The sequence below is a fragment of the Roseicella sp. DB1501 genome, assembly GCF_013112485.1.
Classification (GTDB): Bacteria; Pseudomonadota; Alphaproteobacteria; order Acetobacterales; family Acetobacteraceae; genus Paracraurococcus.
The window spans coordinates 382,669-403,338 of record NZ_JABFHG010000004.1; the positions used below are offsets into that span (position 1 = coordinate 382,669).

20 protein-coding genes, 1 tRNA gene and 1 pseudogene are annotated in these 20,670 nt (G+C 68.5%); 18 read left to right on the forward strand and 4 right to left on the reverse strand.

Annotated elements, in window-relative coordinates; genetic code table 11:
• The first annotated feature begins 14 nt into the window (after positions 1-14).
• Positions 15-1,214: a chromate efflux transporter gene (gene chrA, locus HJG45_RS10750; RefSeq protein ID WP_171612104.1), complete on the forward strand. Its 1,200-nt coding sequence runs from the start codon at positions 15-17 to the stop codon at positions 1,212-1,214.
• A 324-nt stretch (positions 1,215-1,538) separates the two neighbouring features.
• Positions 1,539-3,317 carry a bifunctional diguanylate cyclase/phosphodiesterase gene (locus HJG45_RS10755; RefSeq protein WP_171612105.1) on the forward strand — a complete coding sequence of 593 codons (1,779 nt, stop codon included), beginning with the start codon at positions 1,539-1,541 and terminating at the stop codon, positions 3,315-3,317.
• A 25-nt stretch (positions 3,318-3,342) separates the two neighbouring features.
• On the opposite strand, the gene HJG45_RS10760 is transcribed toward HJG45_RS10755, so the two are convergent.
• From HJG45_RS10760 to HJG45_RS10770, 3 genes are all read right to left on the reverse strand, one after another.
• Positions 3,343-3,918 carry a PIN domain-containing protein gene (locus HJG45_RS10760; protein ID WP_171612106.1) on the reverse strand — a complete coding sequence of 192 codons (576 nt, stop codon included), beginning with the start codon at positions 3,916-3,918 and terminating at the stop codon, positions 3,343-3,345.
• Positions 3,908-4,354: a DNA-binding protein gene (locus HJG45_RS10765; RefSeq protein ID WP_171612107.1), complete on the reverse strand. Its 447-nt coding sequence runs from the start codon at positions 4,352-4,354 to the stop codon at positions 3,908-3,910. The genes HJG45_RS10760 and HJG45_RS10765 overlap by 11 nt, the downstream gene beginning before the upstream one ends.
• A 76-nt stretch (positions 4,355-4,430) precedes the next feature.
• Positions 4,431-5,789: a site-specific integrase gene (locus tag HJG45_RS10770; protein ID WP_171612108.1), complete on the reverse strand. Its 1,359-nt coding sequence runs from the start codon at positions 5,787-5,789 to the stop codon at positions 4,431-4,433.
• Between the two features lie 165 nt (positions 5,790-5,954).
• On the opposite strand from HJG45_RS10770, the gene HJG45_RS10775 reads away from it, so the two are divergent.
• Positions 5,955-6,018: transfer RNA gene (locus tag HJG45_RS10775), tRNA-Ser, on the forward strand.
• A gap of 539 nt (positions 6,019-6,557) precedes the next feature.
• Positions 6,558-7,055 (forward strand): annotated as a pseudogene (locus tag HJG45_RS29415) (pyridoxamine 5'-phosphate oxidase family protein); the annotation flags it as partial.
• A gap of 308 nt (positions 7,056-7,363) precedes the next feature.
• Here the strand turns inward: HJG45_RS29415 and HJG45_RS29420 are convergent.
• Positions 7,364-7,900, reverse strand: a complete 537-nt coding sequence (locus HJG45_RS29420; RefSeq protein WP_368040565.1) for a cupin domain-containing protein — start codon at positions 7,898-7,900, stop codon at positions 7,364-7,366.
• An 86-nt stretch (positions 7,901-7,986) separates the two neighbouring features.
• Between HJG45_RS29420 and HJG45_RS10790 the strand changes: the two genes are divergently transcribed.
• The 14 genes from HJG45_RS10790 (at position 7,987) to HJG45_RS10855 (ending at position 20,662) form a co-directional block, all read left to right on the forward strand.
• A complete protein-coding gene (locus tag HJG45_RS10790) occupies positions 7,987-10,164 on the forward strand; it encodes a TonB-dependent siderophore receptor (protein WP_171612110.1) in 2,178 nt (725 codons plus the stop codon).
• Between the two features lie 5 nt (positions 10,165-10,169).
• Positions 10,170-10,442: an iron transporter gene (locus tag HJG45_RS10795; RefSeq protein WP_171612111.1), complete on the forward strand. Its 273-nt coding sequence runs from the start codon at positions 10,170-10,172 to the stop codon at positions 10,440-10,442.
• On the forward strand, positions 10,439-11,986 hold the full coding sequence (locus HJG45_RS28385) for a PepSY domain-containing protein (RefSeq protein WP_217362894.1): 1,548 nt from the start codon (positions 10,439-10,441) through the stop codon (positions 11,984-11,986). The genes HJG45_RS10795 and HJG45_RS28385 overlap by 4 nt, the downstream gene beginning before the upstream one ends.
• Positions 11,983-12,321 (forward strand): DUF3325 domain-containing protein, encoded by a 339-nt coding sequence (locus HJG45_RS10805; RefSeq protein ID WP_217362895.1) that lies wholly within the window; start codon positions 11,983-11,985, stop codon positions 12,319-12,321. The genes HJG45_RS28385 and HJG45_RS10805 overlap by 4 nt, the downstream gene beginning before the upstream one ends.
• Positions 12,322-12,424: 103 nt before the next feature.
• Positions 12,425-12,730 carry a FeoA family protein gene (locus HJG45_RS10810; protein ID WP_171612112.1) on the forward strand — a complete coding sequence of 102 codons (306 nt, stop codon included), beginning with the start codon at positions 12,425-12,427 and terminating at the stop codon, positions 12,728-12,730.
• A gap of 11 nt (positions 12,731-12,741) precedes the next feature.
• Positions 12,742-14,661, forward strand: a complete 1,920-nt coding sequence (gene feoB, locus HJG45_RS10815; RefSeq protein WP_171612113.1) for a ferrous iron transport protein B — start codon at positions 12,742-12,744, stop codon at positions 14,659-14,661.
• 134 nt (positions 14,662-14,795) lie between these two features.
• On the forward strand, positions 14,796-15,998 hold the full coding sequence (locus tag HJG45_RS10820) for a PepSY-associated TM helix domain-containing protein (protein ID WP_217362896.1): 1,203 nt from the start codon (positions 14,796-14,798) through the stop codon (positions 15,996-15,998).
• Positions 15,995-16,165, forward strand: coding sequence for a hypothetical protein (locus tag HJG45_RS10825; protein ID WP_171612114.1), 171 nt, complete (start codon positions 15,995-15,997; stop codon positions 16,163-16,165). Before HJG45_RS10820 ends, HJG45_RS10825 begins: the two co-directional genes overlap by 4 nt.
• Before the next feature lie 379 nt (positions 16,166-16,544).
• Positions 16,545-17,078: a hypothetical protein gene (locus HJG45_RS10830; RefSeq protein WP_171612115.1), complete on the forward strand. Its 534-nt coding sequence runs from the start codon at positions 16,545-16,547 to the stop codon at positions 17,076-17,078.
• A gap of 87 nt (positions 17,079-17,165) precedes the next feature.
• Complete coding sequence (locus HJG45_RS10835) at positions 17,166-17,405, forward strand: hypothetical protein (protein ID WP_171612116.1); 240 nt, start codon at positions 17,166-17,168, stop codon at positions 17,403-17,405.
• A gap of 45 nt (positions 17,406-17,450) precedes the next feature.
• Positions 17,451-17,957, forward strand: coding sequence for a hypothetical protein (locus HJG45_RS10840; RefSeq protein ID WP_171612117.1), 507 nt, complete (start codon positions 17,451-17,453; stop codon positions 17,955-17,957).
• A gap of 107 nt (positions 17,958-18,064) precedes the next feature.
• Positions 18,065-18,310, forward strand: a complete 246-nt coding sequence (locus HJG45_RS10845; protein WP_217362897.1) for a hemin uptake protein HemP — start codon at positions 18,065-18,067, stop codon at positions 18,308-18,310.
• An 82-nt stretch (positions 18,311-18,392) separates the two neighbouring features.
• The gene (locus tag HJG45_RS10850; protein WP_171612118.1) at positions 18,393-19,040 is read left to right on the forward strand and encodes a TonB-dependent siderophore receptor; all 648 of its coding nucleotides are present in this window, start codon (positions 18,393-18,395) and stop codon (positions 19,038-19,040) included.
• A 206-nt stretch (positions 19,041-19,246) separates the two neighbouring features.
• Entirely contained in the window at positions 19,247-20,662 is a 1,416-nt protein-coding gene (locus HJG45_RS10855; RefSeq protein ID WP_171612119.1) for a TonB-dependent receptor domain-containing protein, read from the forward strand.
• The last annotated feature ends 8 nt before the right edge of the window (positions 20,663-20,670 follow it).

A 20,670-nucleotide genomic window follows, 5' to 3' on the forward strand; every position in this document is an offset into this window, starting at 1 on the left:
ACGAGGTCCCTTGAATGGATCATAGCCCGCAACAGTCGCAAGGAAGCGTCTCCGAGGTATTCCGCGCATTCCTGAAGCTGGGGCTCACCTCCTTCGGTGGACCGATCGCACATCTGGGCTATTTCCGGGACGAGCTGGTGACGCGGCGAAAATGGCTGAGCGAAAGCGCATATGCCGATTTGGTGGCACTGTGCCAGTTCCTGCCCGGTCCGGCTTCCAGCCAGGTCGGCTTTGCTCTTGGTCTGACGCGGGCGGGATGGCTCGGCGCGTTCGCAGCTTTCCTCGCCTTCACCCTGCCATCGGCCATGATCCTTCTTGCGCTTGCCATGACGGCTACGCGGCTGGAAAGCCCGTTAGCGCTTGGCGTCCTACATGGTCTCAAGATCGTCGCCGTCGCCATCGTGGCGCAAGCCGTGTGGGGCATGGCAAAAAACCTGTGCCCCGATAAGGAGCGCGCCACGATCGCGGTCGTGGCCGTGCTTCTGCTTGCCTGGGCGCCGGGAGCGATCGGGATGATGGCGGCCATACTGCTGGGCGCACTTGCCGGGCTGGCTCTTGGCAAAGGACGGGTCACGATTGGCGAGCATCTGCCTGTGCCGGTTTCACGCAAAGCCGGACTGATGGCCTTCGCGCTGTTCGTCGCCCTACTGATTGGCCTGCCGGTCCTAGCGGGGCAAGCGCAAGGATGGGCGCTGGCGGACAGCTTCTTTCGTGCCGGCTCGCTTGTCTTTGGTGGCGGACATGTCGTGTTGCCGCTGTTACAGGCTGAAACGGTCACGCCAGGATGGGTGTCCGATGATGCCTTCCTTGCGGGTTATGGCGCAGCGCAGGCGGTCCCCGGACCGCTCTTTACCTTTGCCGCCTGGCTCGGAGCGGTCATGGGACCGGCGCCGAACGGCGTGGCCGGCGCGACGATCGCTCTTGTCGCACTTTTCCTGCCGGGCTTCCTGATCCTGATCGGGGCGTTGCCCTTCTGGGATCAACTGCGCCGTAAGACGTGGGCGCAGTCGGCCATGCAGGGCGCCAATGCCGCAGTCGTCGGAATCCTCGGCGCTGCGCTTTATTCGCCTGTCTTCACCAGCGCGATCGGAGGCATGCCGGATTTCGCACTGGCCTTGATTTGTTTCGTGGCGCTGATGGCCTGGAAAGCTCCGCCATGGGTCGTCGTGTTGCTGGCGGCCGTGGGTGGAGCTGCGCTTAGCCTGTTGATGTAAGGCGGTTTCGAAAGCTATCGGGCTCACTCTGTCAAACCCGAGGTAGCACGATGCTGAATTGTGTCGCGCCACGCCAACGCTAGCCGGCGAGATCCAAGCCCAGCGACATCAGGGAGAGTTTTTGCACAGCCTGGGGGTCTCCCCGCAGAAGGGGTCGGCCGAGACGCGAGGCTCGGCCGCAGGGGAAGACTTTCCCCTCACGGCAATCCCAAGTCAGGCACAATTAAGCGGCAATTTACCAATCTAGGAAACGGAGCTTTCACACGAAAGCGACCAGAATAGTCGCAGACCAATAGGGTCATGGGTAGGATGGCCCTTGGTGACTTGCTCGAACTCGAAAACCATATCCTTCGGATGATTGCGCGTGGCGCGCCGTTGGTCGATACGGCGCGGCATATTTGCAAAGCGATGGAAGCATGTCTTCCGGGGGTGCTCTGCGAGATAGAGATCATAGATGCCGATGGTCAGCTCCGGCCGCTGGCGCTGGGCGATCCCCGCGATGAGGCTTCCCTATCCGTTGCCAGGCCGACCGCCGAAGGCTCCGTTCCTTCCTTTTCGGCGTCAAACTGGTCGTCTCTCATCACCGGCGAAACGGGCACTCCGATTGGACGGTTGACGCTTCTTTCGGAAGCACCCGGTGGCGCTGTCGAGATTCCAGAGAACCTGGCGGCAACCTGCGTGGAATGGTGTGAACTGGCCTTCCGCCGCCACGAACACGCTGTCTCCCGAGATCGTAGGGCGACGCTGGATGTTCTCACTGGCTTGCTCAATCGCGCCGCTTTCGATGCCGAACTGGCGAACCTGTCGTGCGAAGAGCCGGGTTCTTGGGCCGTGTTGATGATCGACCTCGACAATCTGAAGGTCGTGAACGACGTCTTCGGTCACGCGGCCGGTGACGCTTTGATCCGTGTTGCCGCCAGCCGGATTGCGGCAGCTATGTCGCCAAACGTCACGTTTCGGTTCGGCGGCGACGAGTTTGCGGTGATCGTCCGAGAGCCTGCGACTTTAGCCAATATCGAGGGAGGAGCAGGACGGATCTTCGATGCCTTGGAGGAGTTGGCCGACTGTGCAGGCAACATGGTGGCGCCGGCGGCAACGATCGGCGGCGCCGTGCTGGCGGCGGGTGACATTGACGGGTCGAGTGTCTGCCAGAACGCCGACTTCGCTCTTTACCATGCGAAAGAGACTGGCCGCGGCGGCTTTGTCCGCTACTGGCCGGGGATTGATACGCGCATCACCCATCGAATTGGAGCAATCCACTCCGTTTCCGCCGCGATCGCCGATGACAGGATCAGCGCCTACTATCAGCCGATCGTCCAACTCGACAATTTCGAGATTATCGGTGTCGAAGCGCTCTGCCGGCTGAAGAGGCATGACGGTGAGATTCTGTCCGCCTATGCTTTCCGCGAAGCAACATCTGATGTCCGGGTGGCGACGGCGCTGACGGATCGGATGTTGTCAATCGCTGCCGGTGACGTTCGGCGATGGTTGGACGAGGACATACCTCTTCGGTTTGTCAGCGTGAATGTCTCGGCGGCCGATTTCTATGCTGGCGACCTGCTGCATAAGCTGGATGGTAGTTTCGGCCGAGCGCGGGTGCCGCTCGATCATCTCATCGTGGAGGTGAACGAAGATGTCTGGATGGGGCGAAACGATAGGATTGTCGCGCGGGAGGTAAAGCGGCTGCGCGAAAACGGTGTGCGCGTCGCGCTCGACAATTTTGGAAGCGGTCAGGCGCCTCTAACCCATCTGATGAACGTGCCGGTCGATGCCATCAAGATCGACCGATCGTTGATTGCCGAACTGTGGCCTAACGAACCTAGCACGGCGATCGTAAAAGGTGTGATCGAGATCGCACATGAACTTGGCATTCAAGTTATAGCTGAAGGCATCGAGGCCGAGGTCGAGGCCAGCCAACTCTGGACGATGGGCTGCGAATTCGGCCAGGGATTTGTGTTTTCGCGGCCGATGGGCGCTGCCGAGATGGCGGCGCTGCTCCGCCGCCACTTGAATGGCATCATAGGCGCCGTTCCTCTTCGACTTCAGACAGGGACAGGATTTCAGGGCTTCGCCCAGGACGAGCGGCGAACCGGAACAATCTGACTCGGTTGCCACGACCGATGGTTCATCAGAGGTCGCCGATATGCCCACGTAGCCGGTCATGAAGTTGCCTCAGCTTCTGGCCACGCAGCATGTCGTGGAACGCGGCGGCCGACATGGCGGACTTTGAGAGGTTGCGGCGGGCGTTGGCGAGAGATCCAAGGATCAGTTGGGGCGACAGGTCATAGAGGTCGGTCAAAAAGGTGTCTGGAGTCTGGCGAACGAGGCCGTGCTTCTTCAGAGCCATGATCGGGAAATCGCGCAAATTCCAGGTCAGGATATGGGACGCCTCGGCCTCGATTGCGACCGCGACGACGTGGCGGTCATCAGGATCGGGCAAGGTGACGGCAGGAATATGCTTCTCATATTCCGTAATCGTCGCCGCCGGTAGAGCGGTATTCATGAGCCGTTTCGCTGTGTCGAGGTGATCGGCCGAGAGACCCGGCACATTGGCCACGAGATTGCTCAGCCACTCATCATGGATTTGTTCGGACCAACGCGCGTGAAACAGGCGGTCGACTGCGGTCTGGACTATGATGTTCCTTAAATGGAACGGATAGAGGATGCAGGCATCGCAGACCGCGATTACGGGGCTAAATGCCATATTGAAGGTGAAGATTCTCGGCGTCGGCAGCCAAGTCTTCCATTGCCTTGCGCTGGACGTCGAGCTTCGCCTTCAGTGCCAGCACGTTCTTGAGCGACGCGCGGCGATGCTTGCCCACATAGCGGAACGGCAGATCGCCGATATCCATGCGATGGACCACGAGCGGGCGCGATATGCCAAGGATGGCGGAAGCCTCGGTTGGGCTCAGCTCTTGGTCTTCCGTAAGGACTGCTACACGCTCACCACTAAGCAGGCGGTCAATTAGCGTCTCGACGACACTAGCGGCTGCCGGCGGCAGAGCCACGGTCTCGTCCCCCCCGCTTCGGCGTCGGACGCGCAGCTCGATGCGGTCGCCCTCGGCCAGCTTGGGCAGGGGCGATACCTTCTTTCGGTCTCGATCCGAGAGACCGGCGAATTTGACGACTTGGCTGGCCATGACGGGTTCTCCTGACCAGCCAATATAGTCGCGCGGGGCCATAACTGCAATAACTGAAAGGCCCCGTATGGGATGGTTAAGCGGCAAGTGGCAGCTCCTCCCGCTCCGTCTCCTCGTCGCCGGCGGCCTTCTGAAGGAAGCGCGCCAGCGCCGCCTTCCGGGAATCCCGGTCGAGGGCATAGGCGGTCTGCTTGAACGCCTTCCCGTCGAGGAGGCCCTGGATGTAGCCGGAGATCGTATCCGCCGCCATGATGAGCGCCGTGTCGAGGGTGTGGATGTATTTGCTCGTGACCGAGCCCTTCGCATGGCCGACCAGCGCGGCAATCGTAACCTCGGTGAAGCCGAGATCGTTGGCGATGCTGGCGAAGCTGTGGCGCAGAACGTGCGGCGTGACGTCGGCCAGCGGCGAGTCCTTGAAAATCTGTTTCCAATGGTTCGGGAAGCCGCCAAATGCGGCGTCCTCCGCGCGTGGACCGGGGAAGACATAGCTTCCCGTCTGCGTCTTACGTCGTTCCTCGAGATACTCGACGACGGGAAGCCCGATAGGACGGATGGACGCTCCCTCCTTGCTGTCGGCGAGGCGGAGGCAACTGGCGCCCGTATCCGCCTCGGTCCACATGAGGCCGATCATCTCGCTTCGCCGGCAGCCGGTCAGCGCGATCTGGCGGATGATGTCGACGGTCATCTCATATTTCTCGGTCGCGGCGGCCGTGCGCAGCATCTCGCCCAAGGTGCGATACTCGGCTTCCGTGAGGCGACGGCCGCGCACATTGTCCTTGGGCTTGCGAACGCCGTGGGCCGGGTTCGCCGTGATGATGCCGGCTTCCATCGCGTAGGTGAGTATCCCGCCGAGTAGTCCGACGGTTCGGGTCGCGGTGCCTGCGCCGCCGCGAACGATTGCCTTGCCACGCAGCTTTTTCGTCTTGACCGACACGGCCGTCTTCCCGGCCATGATGTCCTTCAACACCTTGGCGATGTCGGCTTTGGCGAGATCCTTGACCCGCCGGTTGCCGATGAGCGGGACGATGTGCCGATGAATCCGGCCGATGTCGCTGGCGATTGTGCCGGCCTTCTTCGGTCGGCCGCCCTTCCCGAGAATGAGGCCAGCGTCCAGATCCTTGAGATAGAGTTCGCAGAGTTCCTTGACGGTGATCGCCTGGTGGTCGAGCTGGCGCTCCTCGGCGGGATTGTCGCCCTTGGCGATACGACCGAGTTGCACCTTCGCTTCCTGCCGGGCCGTCTCCGGTGTCCACACGCCATGCATACCGATGGTGTAGCGCCGCGTCCGTCCGGCGGCGCGATATTGGATGAGGTAGCTGCGCTTGCCCGAAGCGAAGATGCGCAGGCCGAAGCCCGGCAACTCGTCGTCCCAGAGGAAGTAGTCCTTTTCTCGAGCGCTGGCCGCATCTACAATGCGCTTGGTCAGCTTTGCCATGTGACGTCTCCTCCGTTGAGGAGGGGCTGTTTCCGCGGAAGCACCACGGAAGCAGCCGGATGAATATCAGAGCGAATTTTCGGATAGACAGTTCGGCACAACAGGCCGGATAGTCTAGGGGTTTCAAGCGGTTGGCGCATCGTAGCGTGTCCTAGCGTGCATAAAGGATGGCTAGGTCAAATTGCTCCGAAGGCAAAGGTCGTACGTTCGAATCGTATCGGGTCCGCCAATCTTCTCAATGCGTTAGGCTGATTCGGCCAGCAAGTTGCCTGCCTTTTGCCGGCAGGCGCGCTGGCTTGCGTTGCGATCTGCCCGCCTCGCGGCTGCCGATGACGCCCCCGCTTCCTGCAAGCCCGACGCGCTGACGCGCCAACGCTCAACTCCGCCGCTCTCGCCGGTGCCTGCGCCAGCAACGGACCAGGCTCGCCCGGCGCGAAACTTAGTTGAGAATCATTCGCAATTTCTCTAAGCCGAGCGGCGGGATGAATCCCCGCAGCGGAGGAGAGGCGATCCATGACCGGCACGGCAGGACCGATTCAGGATGATGCGGCCGCCGCCATGACCGCCATCGACACCGTCGCCGCGCTGGAAAGCGTCCTCGGCAAGACGCCGCCGCCGATGCACCTGAAGGTCATCGACCATCTCGACGAGGGCGCCCGGCGCTGGATCGCCGCATCGCCGCTGCTCTTCGCCGGCTTCGGCGATGCCGCCACGCTCGCCATCACGCTCGGCGGTGGCGCGCCGGGCTTCGCCGGCACCGAGGCGCGGATGCTGCGCCTGCCCCCCGCGGCGCTCGATGAGCCGGCGCTGGCGCGGCCAGGGGCCGGCTTCGGCGCGCTCTTCCTCGCGCCGGACCTCGGCGAGACTCTGCGCGTCAACGGCCGCGTCGCCGGGATCGAAGGCGACGAGGCCCGGATCGCGGTCGAGGAATGCTACGTCCATTGCGCCAAGGCGCTGATCCGCTCGGCCTTCTGGTCCGCGCCGCAGCTCGACGCGGCGCCCGAGGAGGCTGCTGCCTTCGCCGCCGCCAGCCGGTTCATGGCGCTGGCGACGAGCGATCCCGGCGGCCATGCCGATCTCAGCCCGAAGGGCGATCCGGCCATGCGGCTGGCGCGGCTGGAGGGCGACGCGCTGTGGTTCCCGGACCGACCCGGCAACCGGCGCACCGACAGCTTCCGCAACATCATCGCCCAGCCGCGCATCGCGGCCGCGCTGCTCCTCCCCGGCACCGACCATGTCCTGATCCTCGGCGGCCGGGCGCGGCTGACCACGGAGGAGACGGCGCGGGAAGGCTTCGCCGTGGAGGGCAAGGTGCCGCCGCTCGTCACCCGCGTCGAACTCGCCAGCCTGGCCCTGCGCCGGAGCGCCGCGCTCGGGCGCGCCGCCCTCTGGCCGGTCGCGGCACCGGTCGAGGGGATCGACCCCGTCGCGATGTTCACCGCACATGTGCGACTCAACCGGGACAAGGGCCTGTCTGCCCGGCTTGCCGGCGCCGTCGTCTCCATCCCCGGCCTGATGCGCAGGGGCTGGAGAAGGACTACAAATCCAACCTCTACTGAGCGCCCGCCATGGCCTCAGCCTTCCGGCGCCACCGCGACGGACCGGTACTCCGCCTCCTCCACCGGCTCCAGCCAGGTGGTGTTGTCGGGGCCGTCGGTCTCGACGAAGGAGATATGCGCGAAGAGCTGGCCCGCGATGGCGCCGTGCCAGTGCACGATCCCCGGCGGCACCACGGCGACGTCGCCGGCCCGCAGCCACTGCGGCGGCTTGCCCTTCACCTGCACCATGCCCGTGCCATGCGTCGCCACCAGCACCTGCCGGGTCTTATGCGTATGCCAGTTGGTGCGCGCCCCGGGGGTGAAGGTCACCAGGGTAGCGCTGGTCCGCGACGGCGCCTCGGGCGTCGCCAGGGAATCCTGCAGGACCGTCCCGGTGAAGCTGGCGGCCGGGGCGGGTTTCGTCGTCCGGCCCGCGGCCGGGCGTACCGTCACATCGTTCATGGCGTCTCTCCCTTTGGGGTCTCGCGGCTTCAGGGCGGAGGCCCTGGCTGTCGTGCCACATTGGCCAGGAAAACAAAGATGTGTGCCGTCAGCGGCTTGATGCGAATGCATCTCAATCGCATAGACGCCTATCCAAATCGAGATCAGACTGCCTCCGATCCCTGGCGAACCGGGACGTGGGGCGCCGGGAGCTGACCATGCGCCACATCCGAGCCGGGGCACGGCTTGTCCTGCCTGCCATCGCCGTGCTCGCCACCGGCCTGCCCGCCGGTGCCCAGGATGCGGCCGCGCCCGGTGCCAGCCCCGGCGCCGCGCCCAGCATCACCCTGCCGACGCTCGATGTGCAGGAGCGCGCGGAAACCGCCACCGGACTGGTGCGGGGCTTCGTCGCACGGCAGAACCTCAGCGGCACCAAGACCGATACCCCCCTGCTCGAGACCCCGCAAGCCGTCTCAGTCATCACCCGCGACCAGATGGATGCAAGGGCGGTGCAGGACACCCAGCAGGCCCTGCGCTACGCGCCCGGCGTCTTCGCCGAGCCCTATGGCAGCGACATCCGCTACGGCTGGAGCACGGTGCGCGGCTATTCGCTGCAGGGCGCGCAGTTCCTCGACGGCATGCGGCTGCCCTTCGGCACCTATGCCATCCCGCAGGTCGAGCCCTGGGGCCTCGAGCGGCTCGAACTGCTGCGCGGCCCGGCCTCGGTGCTCTACGGCCAGATCCCGCCGGGCGGCATGCTGAACATGATCAGCCGCCGGCCGACCGATGTCCCGACGCATGAGGTGCAGCTGCAGACTGGCAGCTTCGGCCGGCTGCAGGGGGCCTTCGACCTCGGCGGCCCGATCGATCAGGAGGGAAAGTTCCTCTACCGCTTCACCGGTCTGGCGCGCGATTCCGACAGCCAGACGGACGATGTGCGCGACCGCCGGCTCTTCCTCGCGCCGAGCCTGACCTGGCGGCTCAGCCCCGATACCAGCCTGACCCTGCTCTCCTACTGGCAGCGCGACGATTCCGGCGTGCAGCAATTCCTGCCCGTCCAGGGCACGCTGCGCTCCAACCCCTACGGCACCATCCCGATCAACCGCTTCGTCGGCGAGAAGAACGCCAACAACTTCGACCGCGACCAGTGGGGCGTCGGCTACGCCTTCTCGCACCGGATCGACGACCGCTTCACCATCCGGCAGAACCTGCGCTACTCGCGCACCAATTTCGACATGAACGTGGTGCGCGGCCTCGGGCTGCAGGCGGACCTGCAGACGCTGAACCGCACCGCCGTCGTCATCCGCGACCATGTTGACGCCTTCACCATGGACAACCAGGGCGAGGCGCATCTGCAAACCGGCCCGGTCAGCCACACGATCCTCGCCGGCCTCGATTTCCGCCATGCCTCCACCGATTACGGCTTCGGCCGCGGCGCGGCGCCGACGATCAACGTCTTCAACCCGGTCTATGGCCGTGCCTTCACCCTGCCGACCAGCTACAACTCGGTCCGCACCTTCAGCACGCAGGACCAGGTCGGCCTCTACGCCCAGGACCAGGCGCGCCTCGGCCGCTGGCTGCTGACGGTGAGCGGCCGGCAGGACTGGGTGGACAGCAACACCGACAACCGCCTGACCAACCGGCAGACGCCGCAGAGCGACAGCGCCACCACCGGCCGCGTCGGGCTCAACTACCTCTTCGATTTCGGCCTCGCGCCCTATGTCTCCTGGTCGCAGTCCTTCCAGCCGCAGATCGGCGTGGATGCCTCCGGCACCCCCTTCCGGCCGACGCGGGGCGAGCAGTGGGAGGTCGGGCTGCGCTACCAGCCACCAGGCGTGAACGCCTCCGTCAGCCTCGCCGCCTACACCGGCACGCTGGAGAACATCCTGACGACGAACCCGGCGAACACCCTGTTTCAGGTGCAGACCGGCGAGGCGCGGGTGCGCGGCGTTGAGCTCGAGGGCGTCGCCGGCCTGGCGCGCGGGCTGAGCGCCATCGCCAGCTACACCTATACCGACAGCAAGGTGACCAGGACGACGGTCGCCGCCAACCAGGACAAGCGGCTGCCTCTGACGCCCGAGCACACCGCCGCGCTCTGGCTCGACTACACCTTCCCCGACGGGCCACTCGCCGGACTCGGCATCGCCGGCGGTGCGCGCTATGTCAGCGGCGCCTATGGCGACACGGCCAACCTCTATGAGACGCCGACCGCGACCCTGTTCGATGCCGCCATCCGCTACGATCTCGGCCGGCTGGCGCCTGGGCTCGAGGGCACGCGCCTCGCGGTCAACGCCTCCAACCTCGGCGACAAGCGGCTGGTGACCTGCGCCTCCAACACGGACTGCTTCTTCGCCGCGCGCCGGACCATCCTGGCGACGCTGAGCCACCGGTGGTAGGCGGCATGGCGAGGCCGATCGACATCATCGGGCGCGTCCTCGCCGCCCTGCTCGGCGGCTATGCGCTCTCTTATGCCATCTCGGGGGCGCTGGCGCTGCTGCTGCCGGTGCCGCGGCCGGATGCGGTCTACATCTCCGGCATGCTGGCCTATCTGCCGATGACCTTCGCCGTGCTCTGGGCCTTCGCCGCGCGCACGGCGCTGCGGGCCTGGGCCTGGCTGCTCGCCCTCGCCGCGCCGCCGGCGGCCGTCCTCCTGCTCGGCTGGCCGCGGCCATGAAGGCGGGCTTCCGGCAGTCCATGTCCTGGCTGCACACCTGGGCCGGCCTGTTCTTCGGCTGGCTGCTCTTCGCCATCTTCCTGACCGGCACGCTCTCGGTCTTCGCGCATGAGATCACCGACTGGATGCAGCCGGAGCTGCGGCGGGTGGGCAGCGCTCCCCGGGCCGAGGCCATCGCCCGCGCCCAGGCCACGCTCGAGCGGGAGGCGCCGCAGTCGCGGCTCTGGCAGATCGCCCTGCCGCATGCGGAGGATGAGCCGATCGAGATCCGCTGGCGGCACGGCAGCACGCGCGAGGCCCGCTTCCTCGACCCCGCGACCGGCGGGATCGTGCCGGTGCGCGAGACCGAGGGCGGCGAGTTCTTCGTGGACTTCCACTACAGCCTGATGTCGAGGCCGGCCGGCATCTGGATCATCGCCGCGGTCAGCATCGGGATGCTGGCCCTGCTGCTCAGCGGCATCATCATCCACAAGCGGATCTTCCGCGACTTCTTCACCTTCCGCCCCGGCGCCCGGGCTCCACACCGCGCCTGGCTCGACGCGCACAATGTCTGCGGCGTCCTCGCTTTGCCCTTCCACCTGATGATCACCTATACCGGCCTGGCGATCATGTTCAGCGTGACCATGCCGGTCGGGGTGCAGCTGCATTACGGCGGCTCCTTGGCCAGGCTGCGGGCCGATGTCGTGACGCCCTTCGAGCGCCCCGCCGCGCGGCAGCCGGCGCCGCTGCTGCCGCTGGCGCCGATGGTGGAACAGGCCGAGGGCATCCTCGGGCCGGAGACGGCGGAGCTGGTGACGGTCTACAACCCCGGCGATGCCAATGCGGTGGTGGACGTCTTCCGCCGCACCGACGACCGCATCGCCGCCATCGCCGACCATGCCGCCTTCGAGGGCACGACCGGCCGGCATGTCGGCACCCAGGTGGCGTGGAATCCCTCGGCCTATGTCTGGCGCGCCATGGTCGGGCTGCACCTGGCGCAGTTCGGCGGCGCGGCGATGCGCTGGCTCTACTTCCTCTCCGGCCTCGCCGGCTCCGCCATGATCGCCACCGGGCTGGTGATGTTCACCGTCAAGCGGATGGCGCGCCACGGCGCTGCCTCCCGCTTCGACCGGGCGGTGGCGCGGATCAATGTCGCGGCCGTGGCTGGGGTGGTCATCGCCTGCATCGCTTATCTCTGGCTCAACCGCCTGCTGCCGGCCGGCATGGCCGGGCGGGCGGGCTGGGAGATGGGCCTGCTGCTGCCGGTCTGGCTCGCCACGCTGCTGCATGCGGCGCTGCGGCCGCCGGCGCAGGGCTGGCGGGAGCAGTTCGGCCTCGCCGCCCTCCTCTGCCTCGCCTTGCCGCTGCTCGACCTCGCCACCGGGGGCAGGCCGTTCGCGGCCGGCCTCGCGGCGCTCGGTCCGGTCGAGGCGGTCGACCTCACCGCCTTCGGCTGCGGGCTCGGCCTCGCCAGGCTGGCCTGGTATCTGGCGCGGCAGCGCGCGGCCCCGGCCCCGCGGGCCCCGCTCGCGCGGCCGGCGGCGCTGCCGGGCCAGGCGCGGTGATCCAGGCCATGCTGCTCGCCATGCTGCTCTGGGCCTTCGCCGGCTTCGCGGCGCTCAGCTTCGCCATGGACCGGCATCACCAGCAATTGCGCGGGCGGATGCCCTCGCCGGGCCTGCGGCTGGCGCTGCGGCTGCTGGGCTACGCCGGCCTCCTCCTCGCCCTGCTCGCCGCCGCCGCGCATTGGGGCTGGGGCATGGGCTTCGTCGCCTGGTTCGGCGCCCTCTCGATGGGCGGCTTCCTCGTGGTGCTGCTGCTGCCCTACGCGCCGCGCGGCCTGGCCGTGCTCGGCCTGATCGCCCTGCTCGCGCCGGTCGTGGCGGGATTGCTGAGCTAGCGGGCATGCCGGACCGCCCTTTCCTGGCGCGGCCATGACCGGCCGCTCACTTGCAACCGCGGGCCATTCGCACCTAGATGCCCGCCCGCCCCCGAGGACCCGGATGACCGACACTGCCGCGCTCGCCGCCGCGCCTGCCGACCAGGAGGAGGGGACCGCCTGCCTCGGCACCGCGGCCGTCGGCTATCGCGGGATCATCCGCGGCATCCGCGTGCCCGGCGACGCGCAATTGCCGCGGGCCGAGCTGGAGCGGCGCCTGCTGGAGCTCGGCTTCATCGAGGGGGCGCGGGTCGAGATCCTGCACCAGGGCTTGTTCGGCCGCGATCCGATCGCGGTGCGGGTGAACGGCATGACGATCGCCCTGCGGCGGCGCGAGGCCGTGGCCATCCTGGTCGACGCCAGCCTGTGAAGTAGCGGCCCATGAATCAGGTCACCCAGATCCAGCAGCCGCTCCGGGTCGCGCTGGTGGGCAATCCCAACAGCGGCAAGACCGCGCTGTTCAACGCCCTGACCGGCAGCCGTCAGCGCGTGGCGAATTATGCCGGCGTCACCGTCGAGCGGAAGGAGGGCAGCTTCGCCACCCCGGAAGGGCGACGGATCAGCCTGCTCGACCTGCCCGGCACCTATTCGCTGCGCGCCCGCAGCCCGGACGAGGTGGTGACCCGCGACACCATCCTCGGCACCCAGCTCGGCGAGCGCATGCCCGACCTGCTGATCTGCGTGCTGGATGCGACCAATCCCCGCCTCTCGCTGCGGCTGGTGCTGGAGCTGAAGCGGACCGGGCGGCCGATCCTGCTCGCGCTCAACATGTTCGACATCGCCCGCCATCGCGGCATCGACATCGATGTCGAGGGCCTCTCGGCGGCGCTCGGCCTGCCGGTGGTGACCTCGGTCGCGGTGCGGCGCGCCGGCACCGAGGCGCTGCTGGCGAAGCTCGACACCCTCGCCGCCGCGGCCGCCCCCGCCGCCGCCGAGGCGACGCACCAGGCCTGGACGCCGCCGGATGCGGCCGAGCTGCGGGAGCTGCAGCGCGAGGCGGATCGCATCATGGCCGCGACGGTGCGGACGCCGCGCCGGCCGGACACGCTGACCAACCGGCTGGACGCGGTGCTGCTGCATCCGGTGGCCGGGCTGCTGATCCTGCTGGCCGTCCTGTTCCTGATGTTCCAGGCGGTGTTCAGCTGGGCCGAGCCGGCGATGGACCTGATCGAGGCCGCCTTCGATGCGCTCGGCAGCGCGACCGATGCGCTGCTGCCGGATGCCGGCGCCCTCGGCCTGCTGCGCAGCTTCCTGCATGACGGGCTGATCTCGGGCGTCGGCAGCGTGCTGGTCTTCCTGCCGCAGATCCTGATCCTGTTCCTCTTCATCCTCCTGCTGGAGGATTTCGGCTACATGGCGCGGGCCGCCTTCCTGATGGACCGCATCATGGGCGGCGCCGGGCTGCATGGCCGCGCCTTCATCCCGCTGCTCTCCTCCTTCGCCTGCGCCATCCCCGGCATCATGGCGACGCGCGTCATCGACAGCCGGCGCGACCGGCTGGCGACGATCCTGGTCGCGCCGCTGATGACCTGTTCGGCGCGTATCCCGGTCTATACGCTGATCATCGGCGCCTTCATCCCGAACCAGGCGGTGGGGGAGGGGGCGCTCGGCTGGATCGGGCTGCAGGGGCTGGTCATGTTCGGCCTCTACGCCGCCGGCATCGCCAGCGCGCTAGCCATGTCCTTCGTCTTCCGCCGGCTGCTCTGGCGGCGCACGCCGACCGAGCCCTTCATGCTGGAGCTGCCCGACTACAAGCTGCCGCGGCTGCGCAATGTCGGCCTCGGCCTCTGGCAGCGGGCGGTCGCCTTCCTCCGCCGCGCCGGCACCATCATCCTGGCGATGATGATCGTGGTCTGGTTCCTCGCCTCCATGCCGCCGGCGCCCGAGGATGCGACCGATCCGGCGATCGACTACAGCTTCGCCGCCATGATCGGCCGCACGGTCGAGCCGATCTTCGCGCCGATCGGCTTCAACTGGCAGATCAGCATGGCGCTGATCCCCGGCATGGCGGCGCGCGAGGTGGCCGTCGCCTCGCTCGGGACGGTCTATGCGGTGGCCGATGCCGAGGAGGAGCCGACGCAGCTCAGCGAGGCGCTTTCCTCGCGCTGGAGCCTTGCCACCGCGCTCGCCTTCCTCGCCTGGTACGTCTTCGCCCCGCAATGCGTGGCAACCCTCGGCGTGATCCGGCGCGAGACCAACAGCCGCGCCTGGATGTGTTTCAGCTTCGGCTACATGGTGGTGCTCGCCTATGTCGCCGCCTTCGTCACCTATCAGGGGGCGCGGCTGCTCGGCCTCGGCTGAGCCGCCCGCGCCGAGGGCCTGCCGCGGGCCACTGCCAGGATCGTGAGGGCGGCTCCCGTCTTGCAAGCGCGAATCACTCGCAATAACCATGGTGGTGCCGCCAGCACCAGGTGGCTGCGGGAGAGTGCCGAGCCGTGTCAGACCCGATCCCAAGCGCCTTCCGCCCGGTCCCGCCGGCCTCGGTGGCCGCCCCCGGGGCAGCCCCCATGGCCGAGGCGCCGCCCCGGCGCGCCGGGGCAGCCCGCAACAGCCTTCGGACCTGGTCGCGGATCCACACCTGGTCGAGCCTGATCTGCACCCTGTTCCTGCTGCTGCTCTGCCTGACCGGCCTGCCGCTGATCTTCCACGAGGAGATCAACCACCTGACCGGCGCCGAGGTGGAGGCGCCGCCGATGCCGCCCGGCACGCCGCGCGCCGATCTCGATGCCGTGGTCGCGGCGGCGATGGCGCGGCGGCCGGGGGAGGTGGTGCAGTACCTGATCTGGGAGGAGGATCCCGACATCCTCCGCCTCAGCATGGCGCCGAGTCCGACCGCGCCGGCGGATCAGCTCACCGGCGTGCTGGTGGATGCGCGCACCGCCCAGGTGCTGGCCGAGCCGCGCGACCGCGAGGGCTTCATCTACTGGATGTTCCGCCTGCATGCCGACCTGTTCCTCGGCATCCCCGGCAAGCTCTTCCTCGGCGCGATGGGCATCCTCTTCGTCCTGGCCATCGTCTCCGGCATCATGCTCTACGCGCCCTTCGCCCGGCATGGCCGCTTCGGCACGGTGCGCAGCGGCCGCAGCGCCCGGCTCCGCTGGCTCGACCTGCACAACATCCTCGGCGTGGTGACGCTGAGCTGGGCGCTGGTGGTGGGCGCGACCGGCGTGGTGAACACGCTGGCCGAGCAGGTGATCGCGCTGTGGCGCTTCGACCAGCTCGCCGAGATGGTCGCCCCCTGGAAGGGCCAGCCACCGACCGAGGCGCCGGGCTCGGTGCAGACGGCCGTCCGCGCGGCGACAGCGGCGGCGCCCGGACGGGAGCCCTTCTTCGTCGCCTGGCCGCAGACGCCGCTTTCCAGCGCGCATCACTACGCGGTCTTCCTGCGCGGCGACCGGCCAGCGACGCATCGCCTGCTGACTCCGGCGCTGGTCGATGCCGCCACGGGCCAGCTCACCGCGATGCGGGCGCCACCCTGGTACGTGCAGGTGCTGCTGCTGTCGCAGCCGCTGCATTTCGGGGATTACGGCGGGCTGCCGCTGAAGATCGCCTGGGGCGTGCTCGACCTGGTGACCATCATCGTGCTCGGCAGCGGGCTGTGGCTCTGGCTGCGGCGCCGGCGGGAGGCGAGGGCATGAAGGCGCGGGTCTGGCGGGCGCCGGCGATCCTCGCCTTGCTGTCGGGGGCCGCGCTGGTCGCGGGGCTGCTCGGCGACGGCCTGTGGGATGTGATGGCCAGCCTTGGCCTGCTGCTGCCGCTGCTCGCCGCCTGGTGGTCCGGGCGGCGCGGCGTGCGAACCTCCTGACGCCGCGCTCGCGGCCGGCCGCCGCCTCGACGAATCGCGCCTGCCGGACCCGGCCTCGCATCGTCGCAGGATGCGGGCGAGTGGCGATTCGCCTCCCGGCCGTCTCCCCTGGACCATGATCCGCCCGCACAGGGTCGCGGATCATGGTCCAGGCCGTTGTCTGATCGCGTGAGTCACGCTTTCTGGTGAGTCCGCCTCAAGCGATCACGCTCTGGCGGGTACCCAACCAGCTCCGTTTAAGGTGATAGCGGTCGCGAAGGGCCGTGCCACCGCATCCGCGCGGGCGTGGCGGCCGATGCCGCCGGCGATCCGGCTAAAATGCAGTTGCGACGCATTCTCAATTGACTTAGCACAGCGAGGTCCCCGACGGAGACCAAGCATGGGCCATGTCACCTCCTTCGCGCCACGCGTCCTTCGCGGCTACCCGACCATGGTGGCGGCGCTCGACGAGCCGGAGGCTCTGGTGCTGCGCTGCATCCGTTCCTGGGTCGCCGAGCTGCGGCGCGCCGCCGAGCCGCTGCCGCGCCTGCACCGGATGCTGAGCGCTGCCGGCGCCCCGGACGCCGCCGCCTCCATCGACATGCTGATGCATGTGGTCGCGCGCACCGCCTGCCGCCCGGTCGGCATCGGCTGTCCCTGCTGCGCCGGCCTGGCGCCCGACGAGCAGCGGCTGCTGCACGCCGCCCGCCTGGCCCAGGGCTGGGAGGCGCGCCTCGCCGAGGAGGTCCTGCGCGACGGCCTGCTCACCGCCGAGGGCGCCGCCTTCGCCCAAGGGCCGCTGGTCGGCCTCGGCCGGGTCCTCGGCCGCGCCGGCCTGCGGCTGCGCGCCCGCTCCCTGACCGGGCTGGCCGAGGCGATCGAGCTCGGCGGCGCCAGCGCCTGGACGCCGCCCAACCCCGTCACGCTGCACTAGGGCGGATCGCCCGAAGGTGTGGATCTGCCCCGAAAACAACGAAGCGACGCATTCGCCGTGAGCACACATCAACGGAAGGGTCCAAGCATGCTGTGTCACCGCTCCCTTGGCACTGCCACCCTGGTCACGCTCATGGCGGTCGGCCGATCCGACGCGCCCGTCCCGGCCGGCTGCATCGAGGCGCTCGACGAATGCGAGGCCTGGAGCTGGCAGGCCGTGCGGTCGGATGGCGCCACGCCCCGCCGTGCCGCCGCGCGCCGCCGCGCCGCGCCGACCCCATCGGGGGCGGCGGAGACCGCCCCGGGCCGCGAGCGCCTCGGCACCTGACCGCAGGGCCCGCGCCCCGCCATCGCCCCGAAGCGAGAGACCGCCATGTCCCAGACCCTGCATCTCGGCATCCGTCAGGAGCGCGCCCTGGGCGAGCTCGTCCAGGAGGAGCGCTTCGTCGTCGCCGCCCTGCGCGCCTGGTCGGCCGGCCGGCATCCCGCCGGGCTGCCGCTCTCCGAAGCGGGCATGTCCGATTGGCGGTCGCTCTTCGGCAAGGCCGGGATCGCCCCGGTGGGCGCCTATGGCTTCGACCAGCTTCTCTCCGTGCTGATGCGCCGCAGCCCGCACCCGCCGGAGATCAAGGCCTGCCGCTGCCAGGAGCTGAGCGCCGATGAGGAGACGCTGCTGGCGCTGGTCGGCACCCTGCAATGCGGCGATGTCTTCGGCTCGGTCGGCGCGCTCTGCACCTGGCTGCCAGAGACGACGCTCTCCCTTGCCCTGCGCGGCGGTCAGAGCTTCGCCGAGCAACTGCTCGCCGCCGACATCGTGCTGCCGGGCGGACCGGTCGGCGCGCCGGAGGCCGGGGAGGGGCCAGGCATGCTTCTCGGCTGAGAGCATTCCGCCTCGCTGTTATGCGAATGAGAATAAACTGCAAATCAAGTCCGAAACCATTCTGATGTCCGGCGTCGTGGCACGCCCGACCAAGCTGGAGACGAAGCATGTCTGGCAGGATCCCGGAAACTGAGCTGCGTCGCACCCCCATGCCGGGCGCGGGACCGACGGGGGTGGGACCGACGGGCGCGCGCCCGCCGCGCTGGGCGGCGAGCGGCCCGGCCGTGGCGCAGGCGCCCGCCGTCAGGAGCACCGACCTGCTGCATGGCGGCCGCGAGCTCGTCATCTGGCATGGCAGCGAGGCCTATCTGCTGCGCGTCACCGCCAACAACAAGCTGCTCCTGACCAAGTAGCGCGGCGGCCGAGCCAGCCCTGCCGGAAGCAACCCGGCGACGCGCCAGCCAAGGCCCTGCGATCTTCCGGATGTGCCTTGGCATGCTGCGACCGCCCCGATCCCCGCTTCCCCATGCCGCGCTGCTCGGTGGTGCCCTGGCGCTCGCCTGCAGCGCCGGCGCCCGGCAGGCCGCCGCGCAGGCGGCGAGCCAGGCCGCACCTCCTGACGTCGCCGAGGCCGGCGATGCGGCCATCGCCTTGCCGCCGATCTCGGTCACCGCCACGCGCGGGCCGCGCCCGGTGGACGAGGTTCCGGCCACCGTCACCATCATCGAGTCCGAGCAGCTCGAGCGGCAGAACGCCAACCGGCCGCAGGACATCATCCGCTACGAGCCGGGGATTTCCTTCGGCAACCAGCCGGGTCGCACCGGCGGCACCAATTTCGTCATCCGCGGCATCGGCGAGAACCGCGTCCGCGTGCAGGTGGACGGCATCCGGGTGCCGGACTTCCCCGGCAGCAATGCTGGCGCCGGCACCTTCACCCGCGACTTCGTCGATCTCGAGAGCGTCAAGCGCATCGAGATCCTGCGCGGGCCGGCCTCGGCGCTCTACGGCTCGGACGCGCTCGGCGGCGTTGTCGCCTACACGCTGAAGGATCCGCGCGACTACCTCGCCGAGACCAACGCCAACACCTTCCTCAGCGGCCGCTCGGCTACAATGGCGCCGACCGCAGCGTCACCTCGACCCTGACCGGCGCCGCCCGCGCCGGCAATGTCGAGGCGCTGCTGCTCTACACCCGGCGCGACGGGCATGAGCTGACGCCGAACGGCTCGCTGAAGCCGAACCCGCAGGACTACTACGTCAACAACATCCTCGGCCGGCTGATCTGGCGCGGCCAGAGCGAGGACGCGCTGCGCCTGACCGGCGAGTTCTTCGAGCGCATCACCGATACCAACGTGCTGACCGATCGCGGCGTGACGCCGGGCGCGGGCGGCGGCCCGTCCACCGCTGTGCTCGACAGCCGTGGCGACGACCGCTCCTTCCGCGGCCGCCTCAGCCTCGACTACGTGCGCGAGCTGCCCCTCGGCTTCCTCGACCGGCTGGAGACGCGCGCCTGGTGGACGCGGCTGGAGCGGACCGAGGAGACGGTGCAGCAGCGCAGCAGCTTCTTCGGCACCGTGCCGCTGGCCCTGCCGAACCGCCTGCGCTGGTCGGATTTCCGCTTCGAGGAGGAGATCGTCGGCGGCGAGGTGCAGGCCAGCTCGCGCCTCGCCCTGCTCGGCCTCGAGCACCGGCTGACCTATGGCGCGACGATGGAGCACATCTCGGTCAGTCGGCCGCGCGACCGCACCGAGACCAACCTGACGACCGGCGCCGTCACCGCGACCGTCGCCGGCGAGACCTTCCCCAACAAGAACTTCCCCGATACCGACATCCTGCAGGGCGGCGTCTACCTGCAGGACGAGATGGCGATCGGCCGCGTCTCCGTGGTGCCGGCGGTGCGGCTCGACTACTACCAGCTCCGGCCGTATCCGGATGCGGATTTCGCCCGCTCCGCCGCCTCCACCGTGGCGGAGCAGGTGCGCAACCTCGACCGCCTCGCCGTCTCGCCCAAGCTCGGCGCCGTCTGGCGGCTCGACCAGGTGCTCTCCGTCTTCGGCCAGTACGCCCATGGCTTCCGGGCGCCGCCCTATGACAACGCCAATTTCGGCTTCACCAACCGCGTCTTCGGCTACCAGATCCTGCCGGCCACCAACCTGAAGCCGGAGACCAGCGACGGCGTCGAGGCCGGGCTGCGCGGCCGCTGGGCGGATGGCAGCTTCTTCCAGGTCTCGGGCTTCTGGAACCAGTACAGCAACTTCATCGACACCGCGGTCGTGGGGCGCGCGGGCGGGTTGATCCAGTACCAGTACCGCAATCTCTCCTCGGTCACGATCTGGGGCTTCGAGGCGGGCGGGCTCTGGCAGTTCGCGCCGCGCTGGGCGCTGCGCGGCAGCGCCGCCTTCGCCCAGGGCGAGAACAACGATACCGGCCGGCCGATCGACAGCGTCGATCCGGCGCGCTTTGTCACCGGCCTCGCCTGGCAGCATCCGAACGGGCTCGGCGCCGAGGCCATCGCCACCTATGCGCTGCGCCACAGCCGGGTCAGCGACGGCAGCTTCTACAAGGCGCCGGGCTATGCCGTGCTCGACCTCGCGGCGCATTACGACCTCCGGCCGCATCTCACCATCAATGCCGGGCTCTTCAACGTCTTCGACCAGAAATACTTCAACACCCAGGACGTGATCGGCCTGGCCGCCAACAACCCGAACCGCGACCTCTACGCCCAGCCCGGCCGCTACGCCGCGGTGAACCTGATCCTGCGCTGGTGACCCCGCCC